This is a genomic window from Halorubrum sp. (genome assembly GCF_046498025.1).
Lineage (GTDB): Archaea > Halobacteriota > Halobacteria > Halobacteriales > Haloferacaceae > Halorubrum.
This window is the reverse complement of sequence record NZ_JAWOBM010000017.1, coordinates 163,253-184,696: the sequence shown is the minus strand read 5'-3', so window position 1 is coordinate 184,696 and position 21,444 is coordinate 163,253. Positions and strand designations below refer to the sequence as shown.

The 21,444-nt window shown below is 68.8% G+C and carries 20 protein-coding genes; 9 read left to right on the top strand and 11 right to left on the bottom strand.

The features are described 5' to 3' along the window. Positions 1 to 16 precede the first annotated feature (16 nt). From cdd to R6U01_RS04425, 3 genes are all read left to right on the top strand, one after another. Positions 17 to 418 carry a cytidine deaminase gene (cdd, locus tag R6U01_RS04435; protein ID WP_410285248.1) on the top strand — a complete coding sequence of 134 codons (402 nt, stop codon included), beginning with the start codon at positions 17 to 19 and terminating at the stop codon, positions 416 to 418. Between the two features lie 73 nt (positions 419 to 491). After that, positions 492 to 1,346 carry a nucleoside phosphorylase gene (locus R6U01_RS04430; protein ID WP_410285247.1) on the top strand — a complete coding sequence of 285 codons (855 nt, stop codon included), beginning with the start codon at positions 492 to 494 and terminating at the stop codon, positions 1,344 to 1,346. A 78-nt stretch (positions 1,347 to 1,424) separates the two neighbouring features. After that, entirely contained in the window at positions 1,425 to 2,606 is a 1,182-nt protein-coding gene (locus R6U01_RS04425; RefSeq protein WP_410285246.1) for an NAD(P)/FAD-dependent oxidoreductase, read from the top strand. Positions 2,607 to 2,722: 116 nt separating this feature from the next. Here R6U01_RS04425 and R6U01_RS04420 read toward each other — a convergent pair whose 3' ends face one another. Continuing rightward, on the bottom strand, positions 2,723 to 3,256 hold the full coding sequence (locus R6U01_RS04420; protein ID WP_410285245.1) for an Rrf2 family transcriptional regulator: 534 nt from the start codon (positions 3,254 to 3,256) through the stop codon (positions 2,723 to 2,725). A 67-nt stretch (positions 3,257 to 3,323) separates the two neighbouring features. After that, a complete protein-coding gene (locus tag R6U01_RS04415; RefSeq protein WP_410285285.1) occupies positions 3,324 to 3,629 on the bottom strand; it encodes a hypothetical protein in 306 nt (101 codons plus the stop codon). A 93-nt stretch (positions 3,630 to 3,722) separates the two neighbouring features. On the opposite strand from R6U01_RS04415, the gene rocF reads away from it, so the two are divergent. Continuing rightward, a complete protein-coding gene (rocF, locus tag R6U01_RS04410) occupies positions 3,723 to 4,628 on the top strand; it encodes an arginase (RefSeq protein WP_410285244.1) in 906 nt (301 codons plus the stop codon). A 27-nt stretch (positions 4,629 to 4,655) separates the two neighbouring features. Here rocF and R6U01_RS04405 read toward each other — a convergent pair whose 3' ends face one another. Next, positions 4,656 to 4,952, bottom strand: a complete 297-nt coding sequence (locus R6U01_RS04405; RefSeq protein ID WP_410285243.1) for a hypothetical protein — start codon at positions 4,950 to 4,952, stop codon at positions 4,656 to 4,658. Positions 4,953 to 5,107: 155 nt separating this feature from the next. On the opposite strand from R6U01_RS04405, the gene R6U01_RS04400 reads away from it, so the two are divergent. Beyond that, entirely contained in the window at positions 5,108 to 5,899 is a 792-nt protein-coding gene (locus R6U01_RS04400; protein WP_410285242.1) for a PHP-associated domain-containing protein, read from the top strand. Between the two features lie 40 nt (positions 5,900 to 5,939). On the opposite strand, the gene R6U01_RS04395 is transcribed toward R6U01_RS04400, so the two are convergent. Then, entirely contained in the window at positions 5,940 to 6,443 is a 504-nt protein-coding gene (locus R6U01_RS04395; protein ID WP_410285241.1) for a metal-dependent hydrolase, read from the bottom strand. A 119-nt stretch (positions 6,444 to 6,562) separates the two neighbouring features. Between R6U01_RS04395 and R6U01_RS04390 the strand changes: the two genes are divergently transcribed. Further along, complete coding sequence (locus tag R6U01_RS04390; protein WP_410285240.1) at positions 6,563 to 7,666, top strand: pyridoxal phosphate-dependent aminotransferase; 1,104 nt, start codon at positions 6,563 to 6,565, stop codon at positions 7,664 to 7,666. 395 nt (positions 7,667 to 8,061) lie between these two features. Here the strand turns inward: R6U01_RS04390 and R6U01_RS04385 are convergent, their stop codons facing one another. Continuing rightward, positions 8,062 to 8,706: an FAD-dependent oxidoreductase gene (locus R6U01_RS04385; protein ID WP_410285239.1), complete on the bottom strand. Its 645-nt coding sequence runs from the start codon at positions 8,704 to 8,706 to the stop codon at positions 8,062 to 8,064. 291 nt (positions 8,707 to 8,997) lie between these two features. Here R6U01_RS04385 and R6U01_RS04380 point away from each other — a divergent pair, with 291 nt between their 5' ends. From R6U01_RS04380 to R6U01_RS04370, 3 genes are all read left to right on the top strand, one after another. Next, positions 8,998 to 10,755, top strand: coding sequence for a 2-oxoacid:acceptor oxidoreductase subunit alpha (locus R6U01_RS04380; protein WP_410285238.1), 1,758 nt, complete (start codon positions 8,998 to 9,000; stop codon positions 10,753 to 10,755). Between the two features lie 3 nt (positions 10,756 to 10,758). Then, complete coding sequence (locus R6U01_RS04375; RefSeq protein WP_410285237.1) at positions 10,759 to 11,622, top strand: 2-oxoacid:ferredoxin oxidoreductase subunit beta; 864 nt, start codon at positions 10,759 to 10,761, stop codon at positions 11,620 to 11,622. Positions 11,623 to 11,787: 165 nt separating this feature from the next. Further along, positions 11,788 to 13,023 carry a digeranylgeranylglycerophospholipid reductase gene (locus R6U01_RS04370; protein ID WP_410285236.1) on the top strand — a complete coding sequence of 412 codons (1,236 nt, stop codon included), beginning with the start codon at positions 11,788 to 11,790 and terminating at the stop codon, positions 13,021 to 13,023. A 49-nt stretch (positions 13,024 to 13,072) separates the two neighbouring features. Here the strand turns inward: R6U01_RS04370 and citZ are convergent, their stop codons facing one another. The 6 genes from citZ to alaS all read right to left on the bottom strand — a co-directional run bounded on the left by citZ (position 13,073) and on the right by alaS (position 21,396). After that, on the bottom strand, positions 13,073 to 14,224 hold the full coding sequence (gene citZ, locus R6U01_RS04365; RefSeq protein ID WP_410285235.1) for a citrate synthase: 1,152 nt from the start codon (positions 14,222 to 14,224) through the stop codon (positions 13,073 to 13,075). Between the two features lie 114 nt (positions 14,225 to 14,338). Then, positions 14,339 to 16,213, bottom strand: coding sequence for a PINc/VapC family ATPase (locus R6U01_RS04360; RefSeq protein WP_410285234.1), 1,875 nt, complete (start codon positions 16,211 to 16,213; stop codon positions 14,339 to 14,341). Positions 16,214 to 16,276: 63 nt separating this feature from the next. Beyond that, positions 16,277 to 16,903: a DUF2062 domain-containing protein gene (locus R6U01_RS04355; RefSeq protein ID WP_410285233.1), complete on the bottom strand. Its 627-nt coding sequence runs from the start codon at positions 16,901 to 16,903 to the stop codon at positions 16,277 to 16,279. Between the two features lie 80 nt (positions 16,904 to 16,983). Beyond that, entirely contained in the window at positions 16,984 to 17,700 is a 717-nt protein-coding gene (locus tag R6U01_RS04350; protein WP_410285232.1) for a type 1 glutamine amidotransferase, read from the bottom strand. A 96-nt stretch (positions 17,701 to 17,796) separates the two neighbouring features. Beyond that, entirely contained in the window at positions 17,797 to 18,603 is an 807-nt protein-coding gene (locus R6U01_RS04345) for an alpha/beta fold hydrolase (protein WP_410285231.1), read from the bottom strand. 15 nt (positions 18,604 to 18,618) lie between these two features. Further along, positions 18,619 to 21,396, bottom strand: coding sequence for an alanine--tRNA ligase (alaS, locus tag R6U01_RS04340; RefSeq protein WP_410285230.1), 2,778 nt, complete (start codon positions 21,394 to 21,396; stop codon positions 18,619 to 18,621). Positions 21,397 to 21,444 lie beyond the last annotated feature (48 nt).

Sequence of the window (21,444 nt, the reverse complement as noted above, 5' to 3'; positions counted from 1 at the left end):
CGGTCGACGCCTCGGTATGGACCTGATCGAGGCCGCGCGCGGCGCGCTCTCGGACGCGCACGTCCCGTACTCCGAGTACCGCGTCGGCGCCGCGCTCCGGACCGCCGACGGCACCGTCTACACCGGCTGTAACATCGAGAACGCGAACTACTCCAACAGCCTCCACGCCGAGGAGGTCGCGCTCGCGGAGGCGGTGAAGAACGGCCACCGCGAGTTCGACCGGATCGCCGTCGCCTCGGGCGTCCGCGACGGCGTCACCCCCTGCGGGATGTGTCGACAGACGCTCTCGGAGTTCGCGGCCGACGACCTCGTCGTCGTCTGCGACGAGGGCGACGGCGAGACCAGCGAGTACACGCTCGGCGAACTGCTCCCGAACACCATCTCCGAGGGGACGCTCGACGACGCCAAGAACGTCTGAGAGCGGGAGGGGAGGGCGGGCGACGGGCGGCGAGACGGAACTACTTTTAAACGGCTCGCCGAAGGTCGGGGACATGACCGACGAGAGCGAGACCACCGCCGACGAGGCCGCGGGCGGCGACAGCGAGGACCCCAACGACGAGGTCCAGTACCACGTCGAGGTCGGCGAGGGCGACGTCGCCGACTCCGTGCTCCTCCCCGGCAACCCCGAGCGCGTCGACAAGATCACGGCGCTGTGGGACGACCACGAGGAGGTCGCACACCACCGCGAGTACCGCACCGCGACCGGCGCCTACGACGGCGCGCCGATCTCGGTGACGTCGACGGGGATCGGCTCCCCATCGGCCGCCATCGCCGTCGAGGAGCTCGCCAGGGTGGGCGTCGACACGTTCGTTCGGGTCGGCTCCTGCGGCGCCATCCAGCCCGGGATGGACGTCGGCGACCTGGTGATCACGACCGGCGCGGTCCGCCAAGAGGGAACGAGCGACGAGTACGTCCGCGAGGACTACCCGGCCGCCGCCGACGGCGAGGTCGTCTCGGCGCTCGTCGCCGCCGCGGAGCGGCTCGGACACGACTATCACACCGGCGTGACGATGAGCGCCGACTCCTTTTACGCCGGGCAGGGACGTCCGGGCTTCGAGGGGTTCGAGGCGGCCGGCTCCGACGAGCTCGTCGCGGAGCTGCGGAACGCGAACGTGAAGAACATCGAGATGGAGGCGTCGGCGATCCTGACCGTCGCGAGCGTGTACGGCCTCCGCGCCGGCGCGGTCTGCTCCGTCTACGCGAACCGCGTGACCGGCGAGTTCCGGACTGAAGGCGAGTCGCGGGCGGCGGAGACCGCGAGTCTCGCCGTGAGGCTCCTCGCGCACATGGACGAGATCAAGGGGGAGGCGGGCGCCGACCGCTGGCACGCCGGCCTCTCGCTGTAGGGCGGCGGGCTTCGAAACTGTCGACCGTTTTAGGGACGTTCCAAAGCGACTTTACCCGCGCACTGCGGAACGATATCCATGACTACACAGGTCGTCGTCGTCGGCTCCGGCTACGCCGGGGCGGGAGCGGTGAAGGCGTTCGAAGGCGAGGTTGGCGAAGGCGAGGCGGAGCTCACGTGGATCTCGGAACACGACTACCACCTCGTCCTCCACGAGGTCCACCGGGCCATCCGCAACCCCGCGGTCGCGGACAAGATCACGATCCCCGTCGACGAGATCAAATCGCCCGAGTCCGACTTCGTCGAGGGCCGCGTCGTCGACGTCGACACCGACGAGCGCGTCGTCGAGACGGAGGACGGAACGACCGTCGACTACGACTACCTGCTGCTCGGCGTCGGCTCCACGACCGCCTTCTTCGGCATCGACGGGCTGAAGGAGAACGCCCACCAGCTCAAGAGCCTCGCCGACGCGAAGGCGATCCACGAGGACGTGCGGTCAGCCGCCGCCGAGGCGACCCGCTCGGACCCCGTCGAGGTCATCGTCGGCGGTGCCGGACTCTCCGGCATCCAGACGGCGGGCGAGATCGCGGAGTACCGCGACAAGCACCGCGCCCCGATCAACATCACGCTCGTCGAGGGGCTCGACGAGGTCTTCCCCGGCAACGACCCGCAGCTGCAGGGCGCGCTCCGACAGCGGCTGGAGGACGCCGGCGTGGAGATTCTCACCGGCGACTTCATCTCGAAGGCCGACGAGGACGCGGTCTACCTCGGCGGCGGCGAGGACGAGGAGCCCGAGGAGCTCCCGCACGACGTGTTAGTCTGGACCGGCGGTATCACGGGCCAGCCGGAGCTGGATAATGTCGAAGTCGATAAGGACGAGCGCTCGAACCGCGTCCACGCCGCCTCCGATTTCACCACCAGCGACGACCGCGTGTTCGCCATCGGCGACACCGCCCTCGTCGAGCAGGGCGACGACGACGTGGCGCCGCCGACCGCGCAGGCCGCGTGGCAGGCCGCCGAGGTCGCCGGCAGGAACCTCGCGCGGGCCGCCCGCGGCGCCCCGCTCCAGTCGTGGGAACACACCGACAAGGGGACCGTCATCTCGGTCGGTGAGGAGGCGGTCGCCCACGACGTGGTCGGGGTCCCGATCAAGACGTTCGGGGGCACTCCCGCGAAGGTGCTGAAGAAGTCCATCGCGGTTCGGTGGATCGCGAAGGTCTCCTCGACCGGACGCGGCGTGAGCGCGTTCGGCGACATGTAACGACGGCGATCGCTGCGCGTTCTGGCGGTGTATTGGCCGGCGAATCTCTGAGACGAGCGCGGACTCCGCTACCGGCGGCTTCGAGACGGACCGATAGCGATGTCGCGGACGAGCGGTCAGTGCTCGGCGGGCTCGTCGGGCGCGCGCATGTCGTCGATCCGGAGGATGAGGATGTTGGCGGTGTCGTCTTTTCCGTCGACGGTTCCGTCGATGACGAGCTTCGAGAGCGGCGTCGGGCCGACGGTGACCGAGTCGCCCTCGTGGAACGCCCGAACCGAGCCTTGAACGTGGATCTCGGCGCGGCACAGCTCGGGGTGGTGGACGCTGGAGAGGTCGATTCCGTCGACGTTAACGCCCGATACCTCCTCGCCCTCGTGGAAGATGGGGACGTCGGCGGGCTCGTCCATGCGCTGGATGTCGAGCGCCTCGTAGGCGTTCGAGGTGGGCTTGTACCCGCCCTTCGGGCCGGGAACGCCCTCGACCAGCTGGAGCGCTTTCAGGCTCTGCATCTGGTTGCGGATCGTGCCGGGGTTGCGGTCGACCTCCTCGGCGATCGCCTCCCCTTTGACGGCGTCTTCCTGTTCCCCGTACAGGTTGATGAGGGCCGTCAGGATGCTCTTCTGACTCGACGTGAGCTCGATGGATGACATGGTTTCGGATAGAGGACGACACCGCTTAAAGGCGCTGGAAGCTGTTTATAAACGATCGTGTGAAATCTCACGATCCGTACCGTCGTCGGTGCCGGAGGTACGCGATCGGACTGGAGAGCGCCACGACGACGCCGACCCCGATCAGGGCCAGTCCGAGATCCGTGACGAACAGGGAGATCCCCGCGCCGACGAGCCCTGTCACGGCGCCGGTAAAGGCCACGGCGATCATCGCGCCGAGCGGGTCGATGTCGGCGGCGTCGACGCCGCTGGGGTCGAACTCGGAGGGCGCGACGCCGGTGTCGGTGTCGTCCGCATCCGTGCCGGTGTCGTCCGCATCCGTGCCGGTGTCGTCCCCGTCCTCGGGACCGCCCATACCGTGCGAACGGGACGGGGCGACAAAACCGTGTGCGATCGCGGCCGTCGCGGGATCCCACCATTCAAGAGTGGGGGCGTCGCGCCTTCAACTATGACCACCGTCAGGATCATCGGCGCGCCGACCGACTACGGGGCGAACCGACGCGGCGTGGACATGGGGCCGTCGGCCATCCGGTACGCCGGACTCGCCGATCAGCTCGCGAGCGCGGACGTCGAGACCGTCGACACGGGCGACCTCGCGGTCCCGCGCGCGGAGGAGCGCGATCCGGACACCGACGCCCCGAGAAGGGGGAAAGCGAAGTTCCTCCGCGAGACGGCCGACGTCTGCCGCCGCCTCGCGGACAGAGTGAGCGGGACGCTCGCTGACGGGGCGGTCCCGCTCGCGCTCGGCGGCGACCACTCGATCGCCATCGGTTCGCTCGCGGGATCCGCGCGCGACGCGGCCATCGGCGCGGTGTGGTTCGACGCCCACGCCGACCTCAACACGCCCTCGACGACTCCCTCGGGGAACGTCCACGGGATGCCGCTCGCGGCCGCGCTCGGGCTCGACGAGTTCGCGGACTCGGACTGGGCGAACGCGCGCGGGCTCACCCCGGCGAACGTCGCGCTCGTCGGGCTCCGGTCCGTCGACGACGCGGAGATCGAGACCATCCGCGACCACGGCTTCGCGGCGTACACGATGTCAGACATCGACGAACGCGGGATCACCGAGGTCACGGAGGAGGCGATGGCGACTGCGGGGGAGGGCGTCGACGGCGTCCACGTCAGCCTCGACCTCGACTGGCTCGACCCCAAGGAGGCGCCCGGCGTCGGGACCCCCGTCCGCGGCGGGGTCACCTACCGAGAGGCCCACCGCGCGATGGAGACCGTCGCCGAGGCCGGCAGCCTCCGGTCGATGGAACTCGTCGAAGTGAACCCGACGCTCGACCAGCACAACGAGACCGCCGAGCTCGCGACTGAGCTGGCGGCGAGCGCGTTCGGAAAACGGGTGCTGTGAGCGGAGACGCGGCCGGGTGATCGGCTCTCAGACGCCGCGGTCCAGTTCGTCGACGACCCGCTGGAGGTCGGCCTCCCGCTCGATCTCCCGCTTGATCTCCTCGCGTCGTCTGACGGCCGCGGAGTCGGCCTCGTACGCGCGAACGAACTCGGCCCTGGTGTGCTCCTCGAACGCGTGCCGAATCGCGAAGTAGCCGTCCGGGACGATCGTGCCGCACACCTTACACTCGTGGCGCTGGTGGTCGTCGGTCTGGTGGACGATGGCTGACTCCACGTCGGCGAAGTCGGCGTCACAGCCGTCGATTCCGCACATCCAGCGAGGCATGTTCCCCCGTGGCTCCCGCGGGGGATTAACCGTTTCCCCCTACGGCCCCGGCCGGGGCGCGCGATCAGGGTCACCGGACGTGGCCCGCTCGCCGACGCCGGATCCGTTCGCCGTCGAACGATACGCCTTTGCTCCGGGGCGCATACCAATCACTCGTGACCCGACCGAGAACGCGCGTCGACGCCCACGTGAAGGTGCTCGACGACGACGTCGTGGCCCTCGCGAAAGAGCGAGGGATCGACGCGCTCGTGTACGCGCCGCATTTCACCCGGCTCGCGACGATCCGGGGGCGCGCGGCCCGGTACGCCGACGACGACCTGACGATCGTTCCCGCTCGCGAGGTGTTCACCGGCGACTGGGGGAACCGCCGGCACCTCCTCGTTCTCGGCTTGGAAGCGCCCGTCCCCGACTACATCACCTTCGAGGCGGCGATGGCCGAGTTCGAGCGGCAGAACGCCGTCGCGCTCGTTCCGCACCCCGGCTTCGCCACCATCTCGCTCACCCGACCGGAGATCGCCGCTCACGGCGAGCGGCTCGCCGCGGTGGAGACGTACAACACCAAGCTCCTCCCGCATCAGAACGCCCGAGCGCGGCGGATCGCGGAGGCGACGGACACGCCCGGCTTCGGGTCCTCGTACGCGCACCTGCCCGGCACCGTCGGCGAGGCGTGGACCGAGTTCCCCGGCGACCTCGACGACGCGGACGCGGTCGTCGACGCGTTCCGCGAGGCGGAACCCCGGACAGTGGTCCACCGCGGCGGGGTCCGCCACCAGCTCCGCGGACTCTTGGAGTTCGCTCACCTCGGCTACGAGAACACCTGGGAGAAGCTCGACCGCCTGTTCCTCTCCGGCGACGAGCCGACCCTCCCGACCAACGTCGCATACGAGGGCCGGTTCAACGACGTGAGCGTCTACTCCGGCGCGCTGTCGGACTACCGGCCGAAGTGAGTCGGCCCGCGGTTCGCGGCGGACCCGAATCGACTCCGGTTCAGAGCCCGAGCCCGGCCGTCGCCTCCGAGGCGGCCGCCGAGAGGTCGAGATCAAGCGTCACGACGTACGTGTGGAGCGCCCAGAACGCCGCAAGCTCCAGCGCGGTGACGACGACGGTGACGAGGTCGGCGTACTTGCTGCTCGTCGTCACGCCTGTCGGGAAGCCGTACTCCTTGTCGGACAGGGGGTGGAACAGCGCGATGCCGCGGCGGCTCCCGACGATGTCGAGGAGGTAGTGGGTCAACACGCCGATCCAGACGTACTGGAGGTTACCGAAGACGATCGGGTACGCGAGGAAGACGGCGAGCACCGGGAGGCTGTGGAGCGTCTTCCGGTGGCGTCCGAAGGCGGTGTCGACGTCGGGAAACAGCGCCCCCAACACGATCGGTACGGTGATCTGGGCGGTGGTCCGCGCCGTGGCCGCGTCGAGTCCGGGCTCGATGACGAAGCCGAGCCCGAGCGCGAGCAGCAGGGCGTTGAGGACGTGTCCGCGTTTGTTCATGTCTTCGGGTAGCCGGGGCCGTAGGTGAAACCACCGGATCCGAACGGACGGGAGTAAGGTCGGCATAACGCGGGGCGCTCGGCCGAAAGAGCCACGGCGGCGGCCCCCCAGCGGTCGGTATGGAGTACGAGGAGCCGAAGTTCTTCCACGTGATGCAGTACGCGGCCGCGGCCGACGGCGACGTCATCGACATGGTGAGCGGCAACCCGGACTGGGAGCCGCCGGCCGCGCTGCGGGAGGCGCTCCGCGAGTACGCCGAGCTCCCGCCCGACGCCTTCCAGTATCCCCCGAGCGAGGGGCTCTCGGAGCTCCGGGAGGCGATCGCCGAGCGCCGGGGCGTCGACGTCGACCGCGTCGTCGTCACGAACGGGACCGGCGAGGCGAACTACCTCGCGATGGCGCGCGCGTTCGGGCGCGACGCCGGCGACGAGGCGCTGTTGATGGACCCCGTCTACCCGTACTATCCCGGGAAGGTGGACCTGCTCGGCGGCGAGTCGACGCTCGTCCCGACGGAGCGCGACGGCGGCCTGAACGCGGCGGCGATCCGCGAGGCCGCGAGCGCGGACACGGCGCTGATCGTCCTCAACACCCCGAACAACCCCACGGGAGCCGTCTACGACCTCGACGCGGTCCGCGAGGTCGTCGCGGTCGCGGACGAGGTCGACGCCCTCGTCGTGGTCGACGAGGTGTACGACCACTTCGATTTAACCGGGCGCTTCGAGTCCGCGCTGACGCTCGGGTCCGACCGCGTGATCGTCACCGGAGGGTTCTCGAAGTCGATGGCGATCACGGGGTTCCGGGTCGGGTACGGCCTCTTCCCCGAGGAGCACGTCGACGACGCGAAGACGCGGCACATGCTCGTGAACGTCGCCGGCGCGCGCCCCTCGCAGTACGCGGTCCACCACGCGCTCGCCGAGACGCCGCCCGAGTACTACGCGGAGGCCCGGGAGCTGCTGGCGGAGCGCGCGGACGCGTTCGCCGACGCGCTCGACGCGGCCGGTGCCGAGTACAACCGTCCCGAGGGCGCCTTCTACGTGCTCGCGCGCTTCGAGGGGTTCCCCGGGACGATGGCGAACGTGAAGCGGCTGGTCGACGAGGCCGGGGTCGCGGGGATGCCCGGCGACGCGTTCGGCACCGCGCGCGACGAGTGGATCCGGTTCGCGCTCGTCACCCCGCACGCCGTCGAGGCCGCGCAGCGGCTGGCCGACTACTTCGGAGAGTAATCTGCGACGGATCAAGTGGCGCGCGCCTCTGGCAGCCGGCGCACAGCGCCGGCGACGAGGCTGGGGAGGCGTGAGGTGCGGGGCGGGTGCAGTCGGGTGGGACACAAAGGGGCAGCCGCGAGGACGGCGCAGGCGACGCACGCACCGCCGGGAAGGAGCGTAAGCGACTGACTGAGGAGCGCAGCGAGCGTGCGCCGTCCTCGCGGTTGGGGCTTTGGAGGTGTTCACCGCAGCGTCGTCGGAAACGTATAAGCGAGCGGCTGGGGCTTTGGCGGTGTTCATCGGCGATCCGTAGCCAACTGCTTATAACCGAGCGGTTGGGGCTTTGGAGGTGTCCTCCGCTTATCTCGCGGTATCCGTTTTTAAATCACCCGCCAAAACGTCTCGAATCGCGTCTAGCCGAAGTTCTCGACCTTGGCGGCCTCGGGGTCCCCGCCGGCCGCCTCGACCGCGGCCTCGGCGTCGGCGACGAGGTCGGCGAAGCCGTAGACGAAGACGGTCTCGCCCGCCGCTCCCGTCAGCGCCTCGGCGACCGCGTCGTCCAGGTCCTCGCCGGCGTCGAGGAGGCGGATCGCGGCGCCGCGCGACGCCAGCCGGTCCAGACGGTCCGCGTGCGACACGTCGTCGTCGCGGTAGACGACCGCCGCCTCGGCGCCGTCGTCGAGGGCGCGCTCCGCGATGGCGACCGCGGGCCCGACGCCCGGGCCGCCGGCGATCACGACCGCGCGCGGCTCGCCGTCGTAGTGCTGGTCGCCGAACGGACCGGAGAGCGTCATCTCGGTGCCCGCCTCGGCGTCCGCGAGGAACGCGGAGAACTCGCCGCCCTCCTCGGGGTCGATCCCGACCGTGACCTCGAAGGTGTCGCCGACGGTCGGCGACGAGAGGGTGTAAAACCGAGCGACCGACTCGCCGTCGATCTCCGTGCCCAGTTTGACGAACTGACCGGGTTCCGCGGCGAAGCCCTCGGGCGCGTCGAACCGGAGGGCGTACGTGTCGCGGCCGACCGACTCGACCGCGCTGACCGTCGCTGTCGTGTCCATACGAGCGATCCGGTCGGCGGACACAAACGTGTTCCCGTCCGCGTCGGTGCCGCCCGTGCCGAGAGAGCCGTCCGCCGGGAGCCGCCGTTCGACGAACGTCGAAAAGAGATGCGACGAAGTGGGTCGATCGTGAGGAATGTGGAAAACGTTCGTTCACTCGAAAGCCATATAATTTGTATAGATAGGGTCAAAAGCGACAATATTCGCGAAGTGGTGTACGAATGTTCGAAAGTACGTCGGTGACTCCTTCCAGAAGTCTTTTGATGAGTCCGGCGAAAACTGCGACATAGCATGGCCGCGGATTTCAATTGGGCCGTCGGCGGAGAGGCCGGCGACGGCATCGACTCGACCGGGAAGATCTTCGCGCAAGCGCTCTCTCGGGCGGGTCGACACGTGTTCACGTCGAAGGACTTCGCCTCCCGGATCCGAGGCGGGTACACCGCCTACAAGGTGCGGACGTCCGTCGACAAGGTACAGAGCGTCGTTGACCGGCTCGACGTGCTCATCGCGCTGACGCCCCGGACGATCGAGGAGAACCTCGAGGAACTCCACGAAGGCTCGGTGATCATCTACGACGGCGAACGGACCACGATGCAGGACGTCGAGATCCCCGACGAGATGATCGGGATCGACGTCCCGCTCAAGCGGCTCGCCGAGGAGGCGGGCGGGGCGATCATGCGGAACGTCGTCGCGCTCGGTGCGGCCTGCGAGGTCGCCGAGTTCCCCATCGAGAACCTCGACTCCGCGCTCAAGAAGCGGTTCAAGGACAAAGGGCAGAAGCTCGTCGACAACAACAAGGAGGCCGCCCGCGCGGGGCAGTCGTACGTCGCCGAGGAGTACGACCACGAGTTCGACTACGAGTTGGAGACCACGGACGAGGACTACGTCCTCCTCAACGGCGACGAGGCCATCGGGATGGGCGCCATCGCGGCCGGCTGTCGCTTCTACGCCGGTTACCCGATCACGCCCGCGACGGACGTGATGACGTACCTCACCGGCCGAATCGAGCGCTACGGGGGCCACGTCGTGCAGGCGGAAGACGAGCTCTCCGCGATCAACATGGCGCTCGGCGCCGCCCGCGGCGGCGCGCGGTCGATGACCGCGACGTCCGGCCCCGGGATCGACCTGATGACCGAGACGTTCGGACTCATCGCCACCTCCGAGACGCCGCTCGTCATCTGCAACGTGATGCGTTCCGGTCCCTCGACCGGAATGCCGACGAAACAGGAGCAGGGCGACTTAAACCAGATGCTGTACGGCGGCCACGGCGAGGTCCCCCGGTTCGTCGTCGCGCCGACGACGATCGACGAGTGCTTCTGGAAGACGGTCGAGGCGTTCAACCTCGCCGAGAAGTACCAGACCCCCGTCTACCTCACCGCGGACCTCTCGTTGGCGGTCACCGAACAGACGTTCGCTCCGGAGGTCTTCGACATGGACGCGGTCGAGATCGACCGCGGCTTCGTCGTCGACGAGGCCGACATCGACGACCACATGAGCGAGTCGGGCGGCTTCCAGCCCCACGAGATCACCGACGACGGGATCTCGCCGCGGGCGTTCCCCGGCACCGCCGACGGCGCGCACATGTCCACCGGCCTCGAACACGACGAACAGGGGCGCCGGACCGAGGACACCGAGATGCGCGTCGCGCAGGTCGACAAGCGCAACCAGAAGGTCGAGACCGCGCGCGAACGCGAGGACTGGACCCCCCGCGAGTTCGGAGACGCCGACGCGGAGAATCTCGTCATTTCCTGGGGGTCGAACGAAGGGGCGCTCGTCGAGGCGCTCGACCTCCTCGCCGACGACGGAATCGACGTGCGGACCCTCTCGGTCCCGTACATCTTCCCGCGGCCGGACCTCACGGAGGACGTGAAGGCGGCCGAGAACGCCATCGTCGTCGAGTGTAACGAGAGCGGGCAGTTCGCAGACCTCGTCGAGCACGACGTCTTGGAGCGCGTCGACCGCGTGAACAAATACACGGGCGTGCGATTCAAGGCCGACGAACTCGCAGAGGAGATCAAAGCGACCCTCGCGGCGGGGGTGGAGGCGTAACCAATGAGCTCAGACATTCGATTCACCGACTTCAAGTCCGACAAACAGCCGACGTGGTGTCCTGGCTGTGGCGACTTCGGAACGATGAACGGCATGATGAAGGCCCTCGCGGAGACGGGCAACGACCCCGACAACACCTTCGTCGTCGCCGGTATCGGCTGTTCCGGAAAGATCGGCACCTACATGCACAGCTACGCGCTCCACGGCGTCCACGGGCGCGCGCTTCCCGTCGGGACCGGCGTCAAGATGGCGCGACCCGACATCGAAGTGATGGTCGCCGGCGGCGACGGCGACGGCTACTCCATCGGCGCGGGCCACTTCGTCCACGCCGTCCGGCGCAACGTCGACATGACGTACGTCGTGATGGACAACCGCATCTACGGGCTGACGAAGGGCCAGGCGTCGCCCACCTCCCGCGAGGACTTCGAGACCTCGACGAGCCCCGAGGGGCCGAAACAGCCCCCGGTCAACCCGCACGCGCTGGCGTTGGCCTCGGGCGCGACGTTCATCGCGCAGTCGTTCTCCTCGGACGCGCTGCGGCACCAGGAGATCGTCCAGCAGGCGGTCGAGCACGACGGGTTCGGCTTCGTGAACGTCTACTCGCCCTGCGTCACCTTCAACGACGTCGACACGTACGACTACTTCCGCGACTCGCTGGTCGACCTGAAGGAGACCGACCACGACCCGGCCGACCGCGACGACGCGAAGGACGCCATTCTGGACTCCGAGAAGGAGTACCAGGGCGTCATCTACCAAGACGAGGGCTCGGTGCCGTACCACGAGCAGCACGGCGTCGACGAGGACATGTCCGTCATTCCGGACGGCGCGCCCGAGGGCGCGACGGACCTCGTCCGCGAGTTCTACTGACGCCGCGTCCGTCGGGACGCCTCGTTTTCCGCGGTCATCGACCCCGGCGAGCGGGGGATATTCCGACCTCCCTCAATAGCCAAATTCCGCCGATGGAGCCGGGTCAGGCCCCGTTCGCGACCCGTTTCAGCAAACCTAATTACGTGGGTACGAATTACTTTGTATATGACTGATCGCTACGACGTCGTCGTCGCGGGCGCCGGACCGGCGGGGGCGCAGTGCGCCCGCGACCTGGCGACGCGCGGCTACGATGTCGTCGTTCTCGAAACGGAGCCGGAGGCCGAGTTCCCCCGTCAGAGCAACAAGTCGACCGCGGGGACGTTCCCGTCCATGATGTCCGCGTTCGGGATTCCCGACGACGTCGTGATGTCGTACACCGACGACGTGGTGTTGGAGTCGCCGAACAGCTACTACGAGAGCTATCAGCCGGGCGCCGTGCTGGAGTTCGCCGACTTCAAGCGCTTCCTCGTCGAGGACGGGCGCGAGAACGGCGCGGAGTACTGGTTCGACGCGCGCGTCTCCCGCCCGATCCTCGACGACGAGGGCGTCATCGAGGGGGTGCGGTACAACGGCGACGAGGAGGTGTACGCCGAGGTCGTGGTCGACGCCACCGGACCGGCCGCGCCGATCGCCAGCGCGCTCGACGTGGTCGATCTGGAGCGCGAGAACCAGGCGATCGGCATCGAGTACGAGATGGAGGGCGTCGAGATGAACCACCCCGAGTACGCCGACCTCCGGCGGGCGATGATGCTTCGGCTCGACCACGACATCGCGCCCGGCGGCTACTCGTGGATCTTCGCGACGGGCGAGGACACCGCGAAGGTCGGCATCTGTTACATCCAGAACGACCGCCACCGCGAGTTCGCCGAGGAGGGCCAGACCGTCGACGGCTACCTGGACGACTGGATCGATCGGGACCCCCGGTTCGCCGACGCCGAACAGATCGACGACACGGTCCACCGCGGCTCCGCGCACATTCAGATGCCCGACGAGATGCACACCGACCGGCTCCTCGCCATCGGTGACACCGTTCCCACGATCGACCCGCTGTGGGGCGAAGGGATCCACAAGGGGATGAAGTCGGCCCGGGCGGCGGCGTCCACCATCGACCGATGTCTCACGGACTCGAAGCGACGCGTGGACGCAGAGAGCCTCGCCGTCTACGAGCGGCTCTGGCACCGTGACGTGGCTCCGCGGATGCGGGCCCGGCTGATGCTCACCCGGCTGCTGTACCTCGCACCGAACGAGCGGTACGACCGGTTCATGGAGGACCTCCGCCGGACGGACGACAACACCTTAGAGAAGGCGAATCAGGGCGACAAGACCGCGATGGCGAAGCTGCTTCACTTCGACGACCTCCCGCTGCTGGCGAAGTTCGCCCGCGAGCGGCTGGGGTCGTGAGCCGCTATTTATAAGAGAATCCCGCGTCGGGAGACCGCTGCCGCTCCGCCTACCGCTCGTCGATCGGGACGAACTCGGCGCTCTCGGGGCCGGTGTACCGAGCGCGCGGGCGAATGAGCCGGTTGTCGGCCTGGTACTCAACCACGTGGGCGATCCAGCCGCCGGCGCGGCTCATCGCGAAGATGGGCGTGTACATGTCGACGGGGATCCCGAGCGAGTCGTAGACCGAACCCGAGTAGAAGTCGACGTTCGGGGCGATCCCCTTGTCGAGCAGTCCCTCTTCGGTCAGGTAGTCCTCGATCGCGGTGGTGTAGTCGAGCCACTTCGAGTCACCGGACGACTCGGACAGGTCGCGCAGCTTCTCCTGAAGGATCCTCGCGCGCGGGTCCTTCACCTTGTACACCCGGTGGCCGAAGCCGGGAATGCGCCGATCGGATTCGCGGGCGTCTTTCACCCACTCGACCGGGTCCTTCGCGGAGTCGTCGATCTCGTGGAGAACCTCCATCACGTCCTGGTTCGCGCCGCCGTGGAGCGATCCGGAAAGCGCGCCGATCCCGCCGGTGACGCCCGAGTAGACGTCGGCCAGCGTCGAGCCGATCACCATCGCCGTGAACGTCGAGGCGTTGAGCCCGTGGTCGGCGTGGAGCGTCAGGGCCATGTCGAACGTCTCCTCGCTGACGGCGTCGGGCTCGGTGCCGGTGAGCATATACAGGAAGTTCCCGGCGTACGAGAGGTCGGGATCCGGCGCGACGGGCGCTTTACCCTGTCGCTCTCGCTCGAAGGCGGCGAGGAGGGTCGGCACCTTCGCCGTGATCCGACGGCCCTGCCGGCGCGCCCTCTCCGTGACGTCGTCGTCCCCGTCGTTCGCGTCGGGGTCGTACGCCGACAGCATGGAGGTGGCCGTCCGGAGGGCGGCCATCGGTCGCTCGCCGGCGTCGGCGAGCGTCTGGACCGTGTCGAGCACGTCGTCGTCGATAGCCCGCTCCGCGGCCAGGTCCGCGGTGAACGCGTCGCGCTCCTCGCGCGTCGGCAGCGACCCGTGCCAGAGGAGGTACAGCACCTCCTCGTAGCTCGCCCCCCGAGCGAGGTCCTCGATGTCGTACCCACGGTACACGAGCGTGCCGGCCTCGCCGTCGACGTGGCTCAGTTCCGACTCCGCGACGAGGACGCCTTCGAGCCCGCGCTTTAACTCGTCTGACATGCCGTGACGTTCCGACCACCACCAAAAAAGCGTTATCTTTCAGGAGGGATGTAATTCGACGATCGACGAATGCCGTGGAGTCGAACGACGACGGCGGCGGGCGGAGAGGGCGCGTCAGCGCGCCGGGACGACCGTCACGGTCCGCTTGCGGTCGATGGCGTCCTCCAGCTCCTCCGCGATAGCGGAACCACGGGACACCTGCACTTCGCCGCCGCGGCCGACGGTGGCGGTGAACAGGTACTCGCCGTCCGCGCGCACCTCCACCGTCTCGCCGACGCCGCCGTCAACGTCGATCACGACGTGACGAGAGGTGATCTCCGGTTGGACGACGGTGCCGCGCTCCTCGCCGACCTGTCCGCCAGCCGCTGCGTTCGCGCCGGAGTCGGCGGAGTCGTTCGGCTTCTCGCCGTGGGTCCGAACGTCGATCTCGATACCGAGCCGGTTCTCGATGTCGGCGATGCGACCGCCGCCCTTGCCGATCACGGTCCCGATGTCGCCCTCGGAGACGTACACGATCGCCTCGTCGTTGCCCTTTAATTCGACGTCAACGTGGCCGTGGGCCACCGACCGGATCTCGCGTTCGATCTCCTGTTTGGCGATGCGACCGACGCCCGTCTCGCTCTCGCCCCGCCCGTCCTCGTCGTTCAGGGGAACCGTGACGACCTGCCGGTTGAACGTGTATATCTCGTACTCCGGGCGACCGGTCTCGAAGTCGGACACTTGGATGACCGGCCGCGCGAGGTCCTCGGCGGTGAGGCCGGCGGGCACCTTCACCTCCGTGGTCACGTCGTAGACGGTGTGGACCTCGCCGGCCTCGATGTACACCACGGTGTCGACGATCTGGGGGATCATCCCGAGCTCGACGCGGCCGACGAGCCGCTGGAGCGCGTCGATGGCGCGGGAGGCGTGGACGACGCCGACCATGCCGACGCCGGCCATCCGCATGTCCGAGAACACCTCGAAGTCGTTCGTCTTCCGCACCTCGTCGTAGATGGTGTAGTCGGGTCGGACCAGGAGGAGGGAGTCGGCCGTCCTCTCCATCTCGCCGCCGAGCGCGCCGTACTGGGTGATCTCGGGGCCGACCTGGAGGTCGCGCGGCTTCTCCATCGTCTTCACGGCGTAGTCGTTGTCGTTGAGGAACTCCGCGACCGCCTGCGCGAACGTCGACTTCCCGGCGCCGGGGGACCCGGAGATGAGCACCCCGCGCTTCCGCTCTTTGAACCGCTCGCGGAGCTCGTCGGCGAACTCGTAGTCGTCGAGCGTCGTCTTCGCGATCGGCCGGACCGCCGTAATCTCGATCCCGTCCGCGAAGGGCGGTCGCGCGACGGCGATCCGGTAGTTCCGGAACTGGACGATGTCCATGCCGTCGTCGGAGAGCTCGATGAACCCGTCTTTCGACTGGCGCGCCAGGTCCACGATGGCGGTCGCCCACTCGTCCATCTGCGCCTCGCTCGTCGGCTCCTCGTCGATGGCGACGTACCGCATCTCGCCGAGGCTCCCGCGTTTCGCCTTCGGCTTCGTCCCCGTCTTGAGGTGGACCGACATCGTCTCATCGGTGAAGAACTCCTGGATGGGGAGCTCGTCGACGACGCCGCGGGCGACCGGTTCGACGTACTCGACGTCGATCCCCTTCGCGCGGGCGACCTCCGCCTGCACGATGTCGCTGGAGAGGAGAGTCGCGTCGTGATCGCCGGCGATCTCGCGTATCAGCGCGTCGATGTCGCCCTCGTGGGCGCGCGAGCGCGCGTCACCGCCGGGCCGCTCGCCGACGTAGCGCAGCTCTATCGTCCCCTCGTCCGCGAGGTCGGCGAGGCGCTTGAGCTCGCTCAGTCCGTCCCACCCGGACTCCAACCCGTCGTTCGCCTGCGACTCCAGTTCGCCGACGACGGCCTCGGGGACGAGCACGGTCGCCCCCTCGTAGGTCCCGTCCGCGACGTGTTCGGACACGCGGCCATCGATGACCGCACTGGTGTCCGGTACTACGTTCATACGCAGAGTCCGGGCGGGAACTGTATAAGGGTGTTCGACCGGAGCGGCGTCCGTCCGTGACCGTCACTCGACCCGCTCGTGGACCGAGTCGTCCCCCTCGCCCACATCGGTGTGCTGGTTACCGACGTCGGGCGCGCGTGAGCCCCCGTCGGCGTCGGACGGAGCCGATATCTCCTCGGCGTCGGACGGAGCCGATCCATCGCCGTCCGCCTTGACGACGTCGGTGACGGCGTCGACGACGCCGAACTGCCGTCGCTCGTACGCGATGACGATCCGGTGGGCCGCGACGTAGCTGGCCGCGGCGGCGACGACCGCGAGTATCAGGTTCCCGATGACGAGCCGCGTGACGATCGCCGGCCCCGCCGACAACGACACGGTCGAGGGAGACACGCCGGGAACGGGCCCGAGTAACATCGTCCCGAGCGTGAAGCTGCTGCCGTACACGCCCCACTTCACGACCGGATTGAACACGATCACGGACGCGAACATCGCGATCCGGTTGATCCGGTCGAACGCCCACGCGAGCACGACGAACGCGAGCAGCCCCGTCCCGAGCGTCGGCAGCATCGTGATGAACACGCCGAGCGAGAAGCTCCCGGCGGTCTCCCGGGGGGAGAACTCGTCCGTGAACGAGCGGTGGAGCTCCGACCTGACTCGGTCCAGCAGTTCGCTCGCCCTCCGAACGATCATTACGAGAACGGAGACGCCGGCGAGAAAAGTAGCTGTCGGCGAGAGTCAGGAGCCGCGACGACCGTTCGGCTCACGTCCGGTCAGTCGTCGGCGGCCGCCGGCGGCTCGCGGTCCGCTCGCAGCCGACGGGCGTACTCGGTGAAGTTGTCGAACAGTCCCTTCACTTCGCAGGCAGCGTCATGTGCCTCCGGAGTGATCTCACGGAGGGCGGCGTCCACCCGCGCGTCGCCGATCCGCCGGCGCTTTCCATCGGCGACCTCCCGTGCGGTGTCGAGGTCGTACTCCGGGTGGAACTGCACGCCCCAGCAGTGGCCGTCGCGGAACGCGTGGACGCCGTGATCGTTCTCGGCGAGGAGCGTCGCGGTCGGCGGGAGCTCGACAACCGTGTCCCCGTGCGTCGTGAACGCGGTGAACTCCTCGTCGATCCCGTCGAACAGCTCGTCGTCACCGCGACGACGCACGGCGTTGTACCCGATCTCGAAGCTGTCCATTCCGGCCACGCGCCCGCCGAGGGCCTCCGCGAGCACCTGGTGGCCGTAACAGACCCCGAGGATCGGCAGGCCGGCCTCGGCCGCCTCAGCGACGTAGTCGATCAGCGGGGGGATCCACGCCTCGTCCCAGTAGACGGACGATCGAGACCCGGTGACCACGACCCCGTCGAAGTCGGTGTGGTCGGGAAGGTGACCGTCGGTGGCGTCGAACTCGACGAGGTCGGCGTCGAGCTCCCGACGGAAGTTGCGCCGGGTGTTCGCGCCGTCGTGGGCGGCGTTAAGCAGGGCGAACCGAAGCCGTGTCATTGATCCTACTGAGGCCGACGAAGCCAAAACGGTTGCGGCACGGAAACGCTACCGGCGTCGTGAGATAAGGTCGAATTACTCGGGGACGCGACCGGATTACCCGGAGAGCGGGTCGGCCCCGTGCTCCGCGAGCCACCCGACCAGCGCGTCGTTGACCGCGGCGGACGCCTCGACGCCGACGAGGTGGCGCGCGCCCTCGACCGCGTGCAGTTCGCCGCGCGGGAGCCCCTCCGCGAGCGTCTCCGCTGCGGGCACCGGACAGACGGTGTCGTCGGTCCCGTGAACGACGAGCGTCGGCGTCGTGATCTCGTAGAGGCTGTCGGTGACGTCGAACGACTCGACGGCCGCGCGGTGGGCTTCGAACGTCTCGCGACCGGCGTCCTCGGCGAGGCGCCACTCCACGATCCGAGAGAGCGCGTCGGGGTGCGTCTCGCGAAAGTCGACGGAGCACAGCCCGTGGAGCGAGCCCGTGACCGCCGCGGGGTCGGTGGGGTCGGCCCACACGCCGTCCGGCTTGTAGGCGTCGCCCGAGGGAGCCGTGCCGACCACCGTCAGGCTCGTCGGACGCGCCGAGCCGAGGGCGGCCGTGAGCGCGACCATCCCGCCGAGCCCGTAGCCGACGAGGTGGGCGTTCCGGATCCCCTCCGCGGCGCACACCGCGTCGACGTCGGCGGCGAGGTCCTCGACGGCGTACGGACCGGGCGGCGTGTCGGACCGACCGACGCCTCGCGTCTCGGGCGTGATCACCGTGTGCGGGCCCGCGAGCGCGGCGTGCTGCCAGCCGAACTGCCACGCGCCGAGCCCGACGTCGCCGCAGAACACGACCGCCTCGTCCGGGTCGCCGGCGTCCGGTGCGTCGACCTCGTAGCGTATCGAGACGCCGCCGTTGTTCGCGTGTGGCATGGGAAACCCGCGAGATCAGGCCTCCTGCAGGCTGCGCAACACGTCAGGCGCCGACGCGAGCGCGTCGTCGAGGGCGTCGACGTCGGGACCGCCTCCCTGCGCGAAGTCCGGCGGACCGCCGCCGCCGCCGCCCACGCGACCGGCGAGCTCGGCGACGACCTGTCCGGCGTTCACGTCGACGCCGTCGGGGACGCCGACGACGAAGCTCGCGGAGCCGTCCGCGCCGCTGCCGACGACGGCGACCTTCCCGTCGTCGACGTGGGCGTTCGCCGTCGCGCGCAGTTCGTCGGCGTCGCCGTCGAGCCGCTGAATCACCGCCGCGGTGCCGCCCAGGTCGACCTCCTCGACGTCGGCGCCGCCGGAGGCGCGTGCGGCCGCGAGCTCCTCTTTCAGCGACTCGATCTCCTTGCCCCGCGCCTTCCACTCCTCGAAGAACCGCTCCGCCGTCTCGGGGACGTCGAGCGGGTCGACGTCGAGCACGTCCGCGGCGTCGTACAGCGCGTCCTCCGTGCGCTGGGTCGCCTCGATCGCCGCGCCGCCCGCGGCGAACACGAGGCGCTCGACGCCGTCCTGAACGGGCTCCGTCTTCAGCACCTTCACGGCGCCGATCTGGCCGGTCCGATCGACGTGCGTGCCCGCACACGCCTGCACGTCGGCGTCGCCGACGTGGATCAGCCGCACGTTCGTTCCCGGCGGGACCCCGCCCTGATACAGGTCGAAGCCGTGCTCGGCCTCGGCCTCGTTGCGGTCGGGCCACTCCTGGCGGACCGGGACGTCGTCGCGGACGAGCTCGTTGGCGACGCGCTCGATGCGCTTGACCTCCTCGCGGGTGATCCGCTCGTAGTGGCGGACGTCGAGCCGCGAGGAGTCGATCCCCTTCTGCGCGCCGGCCTGTCGGACGTGGTCGCCGAGCACCTCGCGGGCGGCGTGCCCGATCAGGTGCGTCGCCGTGTGGTGCGCGCGGAGACGGTTGCGGCGGTCGCCGTCGACCTGTCCCGTGACGAACTCGCCCTTGCCGGGATCGGCGTCCGTCCGGTGGAGCACGACGCCGTCTGACTCCTGGACGTCGACGACGTTGACCGACGCCTCGCCGACGGTGAGCTGGCCGCGGTCGGCGGGCTGGCCGCCGCCCTCCGGGTAGAACATCGTCTGGTCCAAGACGACGTCGTACCCCTCCTCGCGCTCGAAGACGTCGAGCACGACGGCCTCGAACTCGGTCCGGCCCTGGTCGTTGTAGTACAGCTTCTCCGTCTCGGGAAGGTCGCCGAGCCGTTCGTCGACGTCGTCGGCCCCCTCCTCGGCGTCGGCCTCCTCGTGCCGGTCTGCGACCAGCGCGTAGAAGTCGTCCGGCACGTCGACGGTCGCGCCGCGCTCCTCGGCGATATCGGCCACCATGTCCGGCTGGATCCCGTGGGAGTCGTACAGCTCTAAGAGCGTCTCGGTCGGGATCGGTTCGTCGGTGCCGGCGTACTCGTCCGCGAGCGACTCCACCTTGCGAGAGCCGCGTTCGAGGGTCTGTCGGTACTTCCGCTCCTCGGTGCGGACGATCTCGCGGATGGTGTCGCGGTTCTCGTACCCGAGCCGCTCCGCCTGCATGTCGACGAGCTCGTCGAGGGGGGCGTCGACGTCGACCTCGTCGACGAGCCGCTTCGTCCGGCGGAGCACCATCCGGGCGAGGTAGCCCGTCCCGACGTTCGAGGGGACGATCCCGTCGCCGAACATGTACGCGAGCGTCCGCGAGTGGTCGGCGATCGCGTAGATCGCCTCGAGCGGCTCGACGAGCTCACGGAGTCGGTCGACGTCGACGTCGAGCCGGTCGGCGATCTCGCCGCGCGCGTCCTCCACGTCGTCGACGTCGTCGATGTCGAGCCGGCCGGAGAGCTTCGCGGCGCGGTGGACGAGCGCCTGCTCCTCTTCGTCGTGGTCGATCCCCGCGTTCTCCTTCAGGAAGTCGATCGCGTCGGGGTAGACCGCCTCGTAGACGGTCGCCGTCCCCTGGCTCATCCACGTCCACCGTTCGAGCCCGTAGCCGGTGTCGACGATGTACGTGTCCATGAACGAGTACGTGTTCCCGTCCTTCATCTCGTACTCGCCGTCGGGGTCCTGCTCCATGCACATGAAGACGAGCGTCGCCAGCTCGGCGCCCTTATAAATGACCTCGATCGCCGGGCCGGCGTTGCCGCCGCCGACCCACGGGTCCTCGATGTAGGTGATCTCCTCGATATCGGCGCCGAGGCTCTCGAACAGTTCGTCGCAGTACCGGACCGTCTCGTCTTTCCAGTACACCTCGCCCTCGTAGGCGTACTCCTCCTCGGCGTCATCGCGCGTGTTGAACGCGTGGTGGGCCATCATCTCGAACGCCATCGTGTGCCGGCCCGTCTTGCCGACGTTGTCGATGTCCTGCATCCGGATACAGGGCTGCGAGATGGTGAGGGGGTTCGCCGGCGGCGGCGTCTGCCCGGACGTGACGAGCGGCTGGAAGTCGTAGATCGACGCCTGCGTCAGCAGGACGTCGTCGCGCCAGCGGTTCGCCGCGACCGGGTACGGGTCGATCCGCTCGTGGCCGTGCTCCTCGAAGAAGGAGAGGAACGCCTCTCGCATCTCCGACAGCGAGTACGGCTCGGGAAAGCCCGGGTCGTCGATGAAGCTGTAGTCTTCACACGGCGGCTCCCCGCAGAGCTCGCGGTCGACGTCCCGGGTCCAGAAGTGCGCGCCACAGGAGGCACACTCCTTTCGGACGAACCCCTCCTCCTCGAAGTAATCGAGACGGTACTCCGCTTCGAGATCGCTCATTACAGCAACGTGACCCGTGTTCGTCCAAAAGGGTTCCGGGGTGGCGCG

Coding starts and splice junctions, on each gene's coding strand:
- citZ (WP_410285235.1), bottom strand. CDS start 14,224: ATGTCAGACGAGTTAAAGCGCGGGCTCGAAGGCGTCCTCGTCGCGGAG.
- R6U01_RS04430 (WP_410285247.1), top strand. CDS start 492: ATGACCGACGAGAGCGAGACCACCGCCGACGAGGCCGCGGGCGGCGAC.
- R6U01_RS04380 (WP_410285238.1), top strand. CDS start 8,998: ATGGCCGCGGATTTCAATTGGGCCGTCGGCGGAGAGGCCGGCGACGGC.
- R6U01_RS04355 (WP_410285233.1), bottom strand. CDS start 16,903: ATGATCGTTCGGAGGGCGAGCGAACTGCTGGACCGAGTCAGGTCGGAG.
- R6U01_RS04390 (WP_410285240.1), top strand. CDS start 6,563: ATGGAGTACGAGGAGCCGAAGTTCTTCCACGTGATGCAGTACGCGGCC.
- R6U01_RS04415 (WP_410285285.1), bottom strand. CDS start 3,629: ATGGGCGGTCCCGAGGACGGGGACGACACCGGCACGGATGCGGACGAC.
- R6U01_RS04345 (WP_410285231.1), bottom strand. CDS start 18,603: ATGCCACACGCGAACAACGGCGGCGTCTCGATACGCTACGAGGTCGAC.
- R6U01_RS04360 (WP_410285234.1), bottom strand. CDS start 16,213: ATGAACGTAGTACCGGACACCAGTGCGGTCATCGATGGCCGCGTGTCC.
- rocF (WP_410285244.1), top strand. CDS start 3,723: ATGACCACCGTCAGGATCATCGGCGCGCCGACCGACTACGGGGCGAAC.
- R6U01_RS04370 (WP_410285236.1), top strand. CDS start 11,788: ATGACTGATCGCTACGACGTCGTCGTCGCGGGCGCCGGACCGGCGGGG.
- alaS (WP_410285230.1), bottom strand. CDS start 21,396: ATGAGCGATCTCGAAGCGGAGTACCGTCTCGATTACTTCGAGGAGGAG.
- R6U01_RS04375 (WP_410285237.1), top strand. CDS start 10,759: ATGAGCTCAGACATTCGATTCACCGACTTCAAGTCCGACAAACAGCCG.
- R6U01_RS04385 (WP_410285239.1), bottom strand. CDS start 8,706: ATGGACACGACAGCGACGGTCAGCGCGGTCGAGTCGGTCGGCCGCGAC.
- R6U01_RS04425 (WP_410285246.1), top strand. CDS start 1,425: ATGACTACACAGGTCGTCGTCGTCGGCTCCGGCTACGCCGGGGCGGGA.
- R6U01_RS04395 (WP_410285241.1), bottom strand. CDS start 6,443: ATGAACAAACGCGGACACGTCCTCAACGCCCTGCTGCTCGCGCTCGGG.
- cdd (WP_410285248.1), top strand. CDS start 17: ATGGACCTGATCGAGGCCGCGCGCGGCGCGCTCTCGGACGCGCACGTC.
- R6U01_RS04420 (WP_410285245.1), bottom strand. CDS start 3,256: ATGTCATCCATCGAGCTCACGTCGAGTCAGAAGAGCATCCTGACGGCC.
- R6U01_RS04350 (WP_410285232.1), bottom strand. CDS start 17,700: ATGACACGGCTTCGGTTCGCCCTGCTTAACGCCGCCCACGACGGCGCG.
- R6U01_RS04405 (WP_410285243.1), bottom strand. CDS start 4,952: ATGCCTCGCTGGATGTGCGGAATCGACGGCTGTGACGCCGACTTCGCC.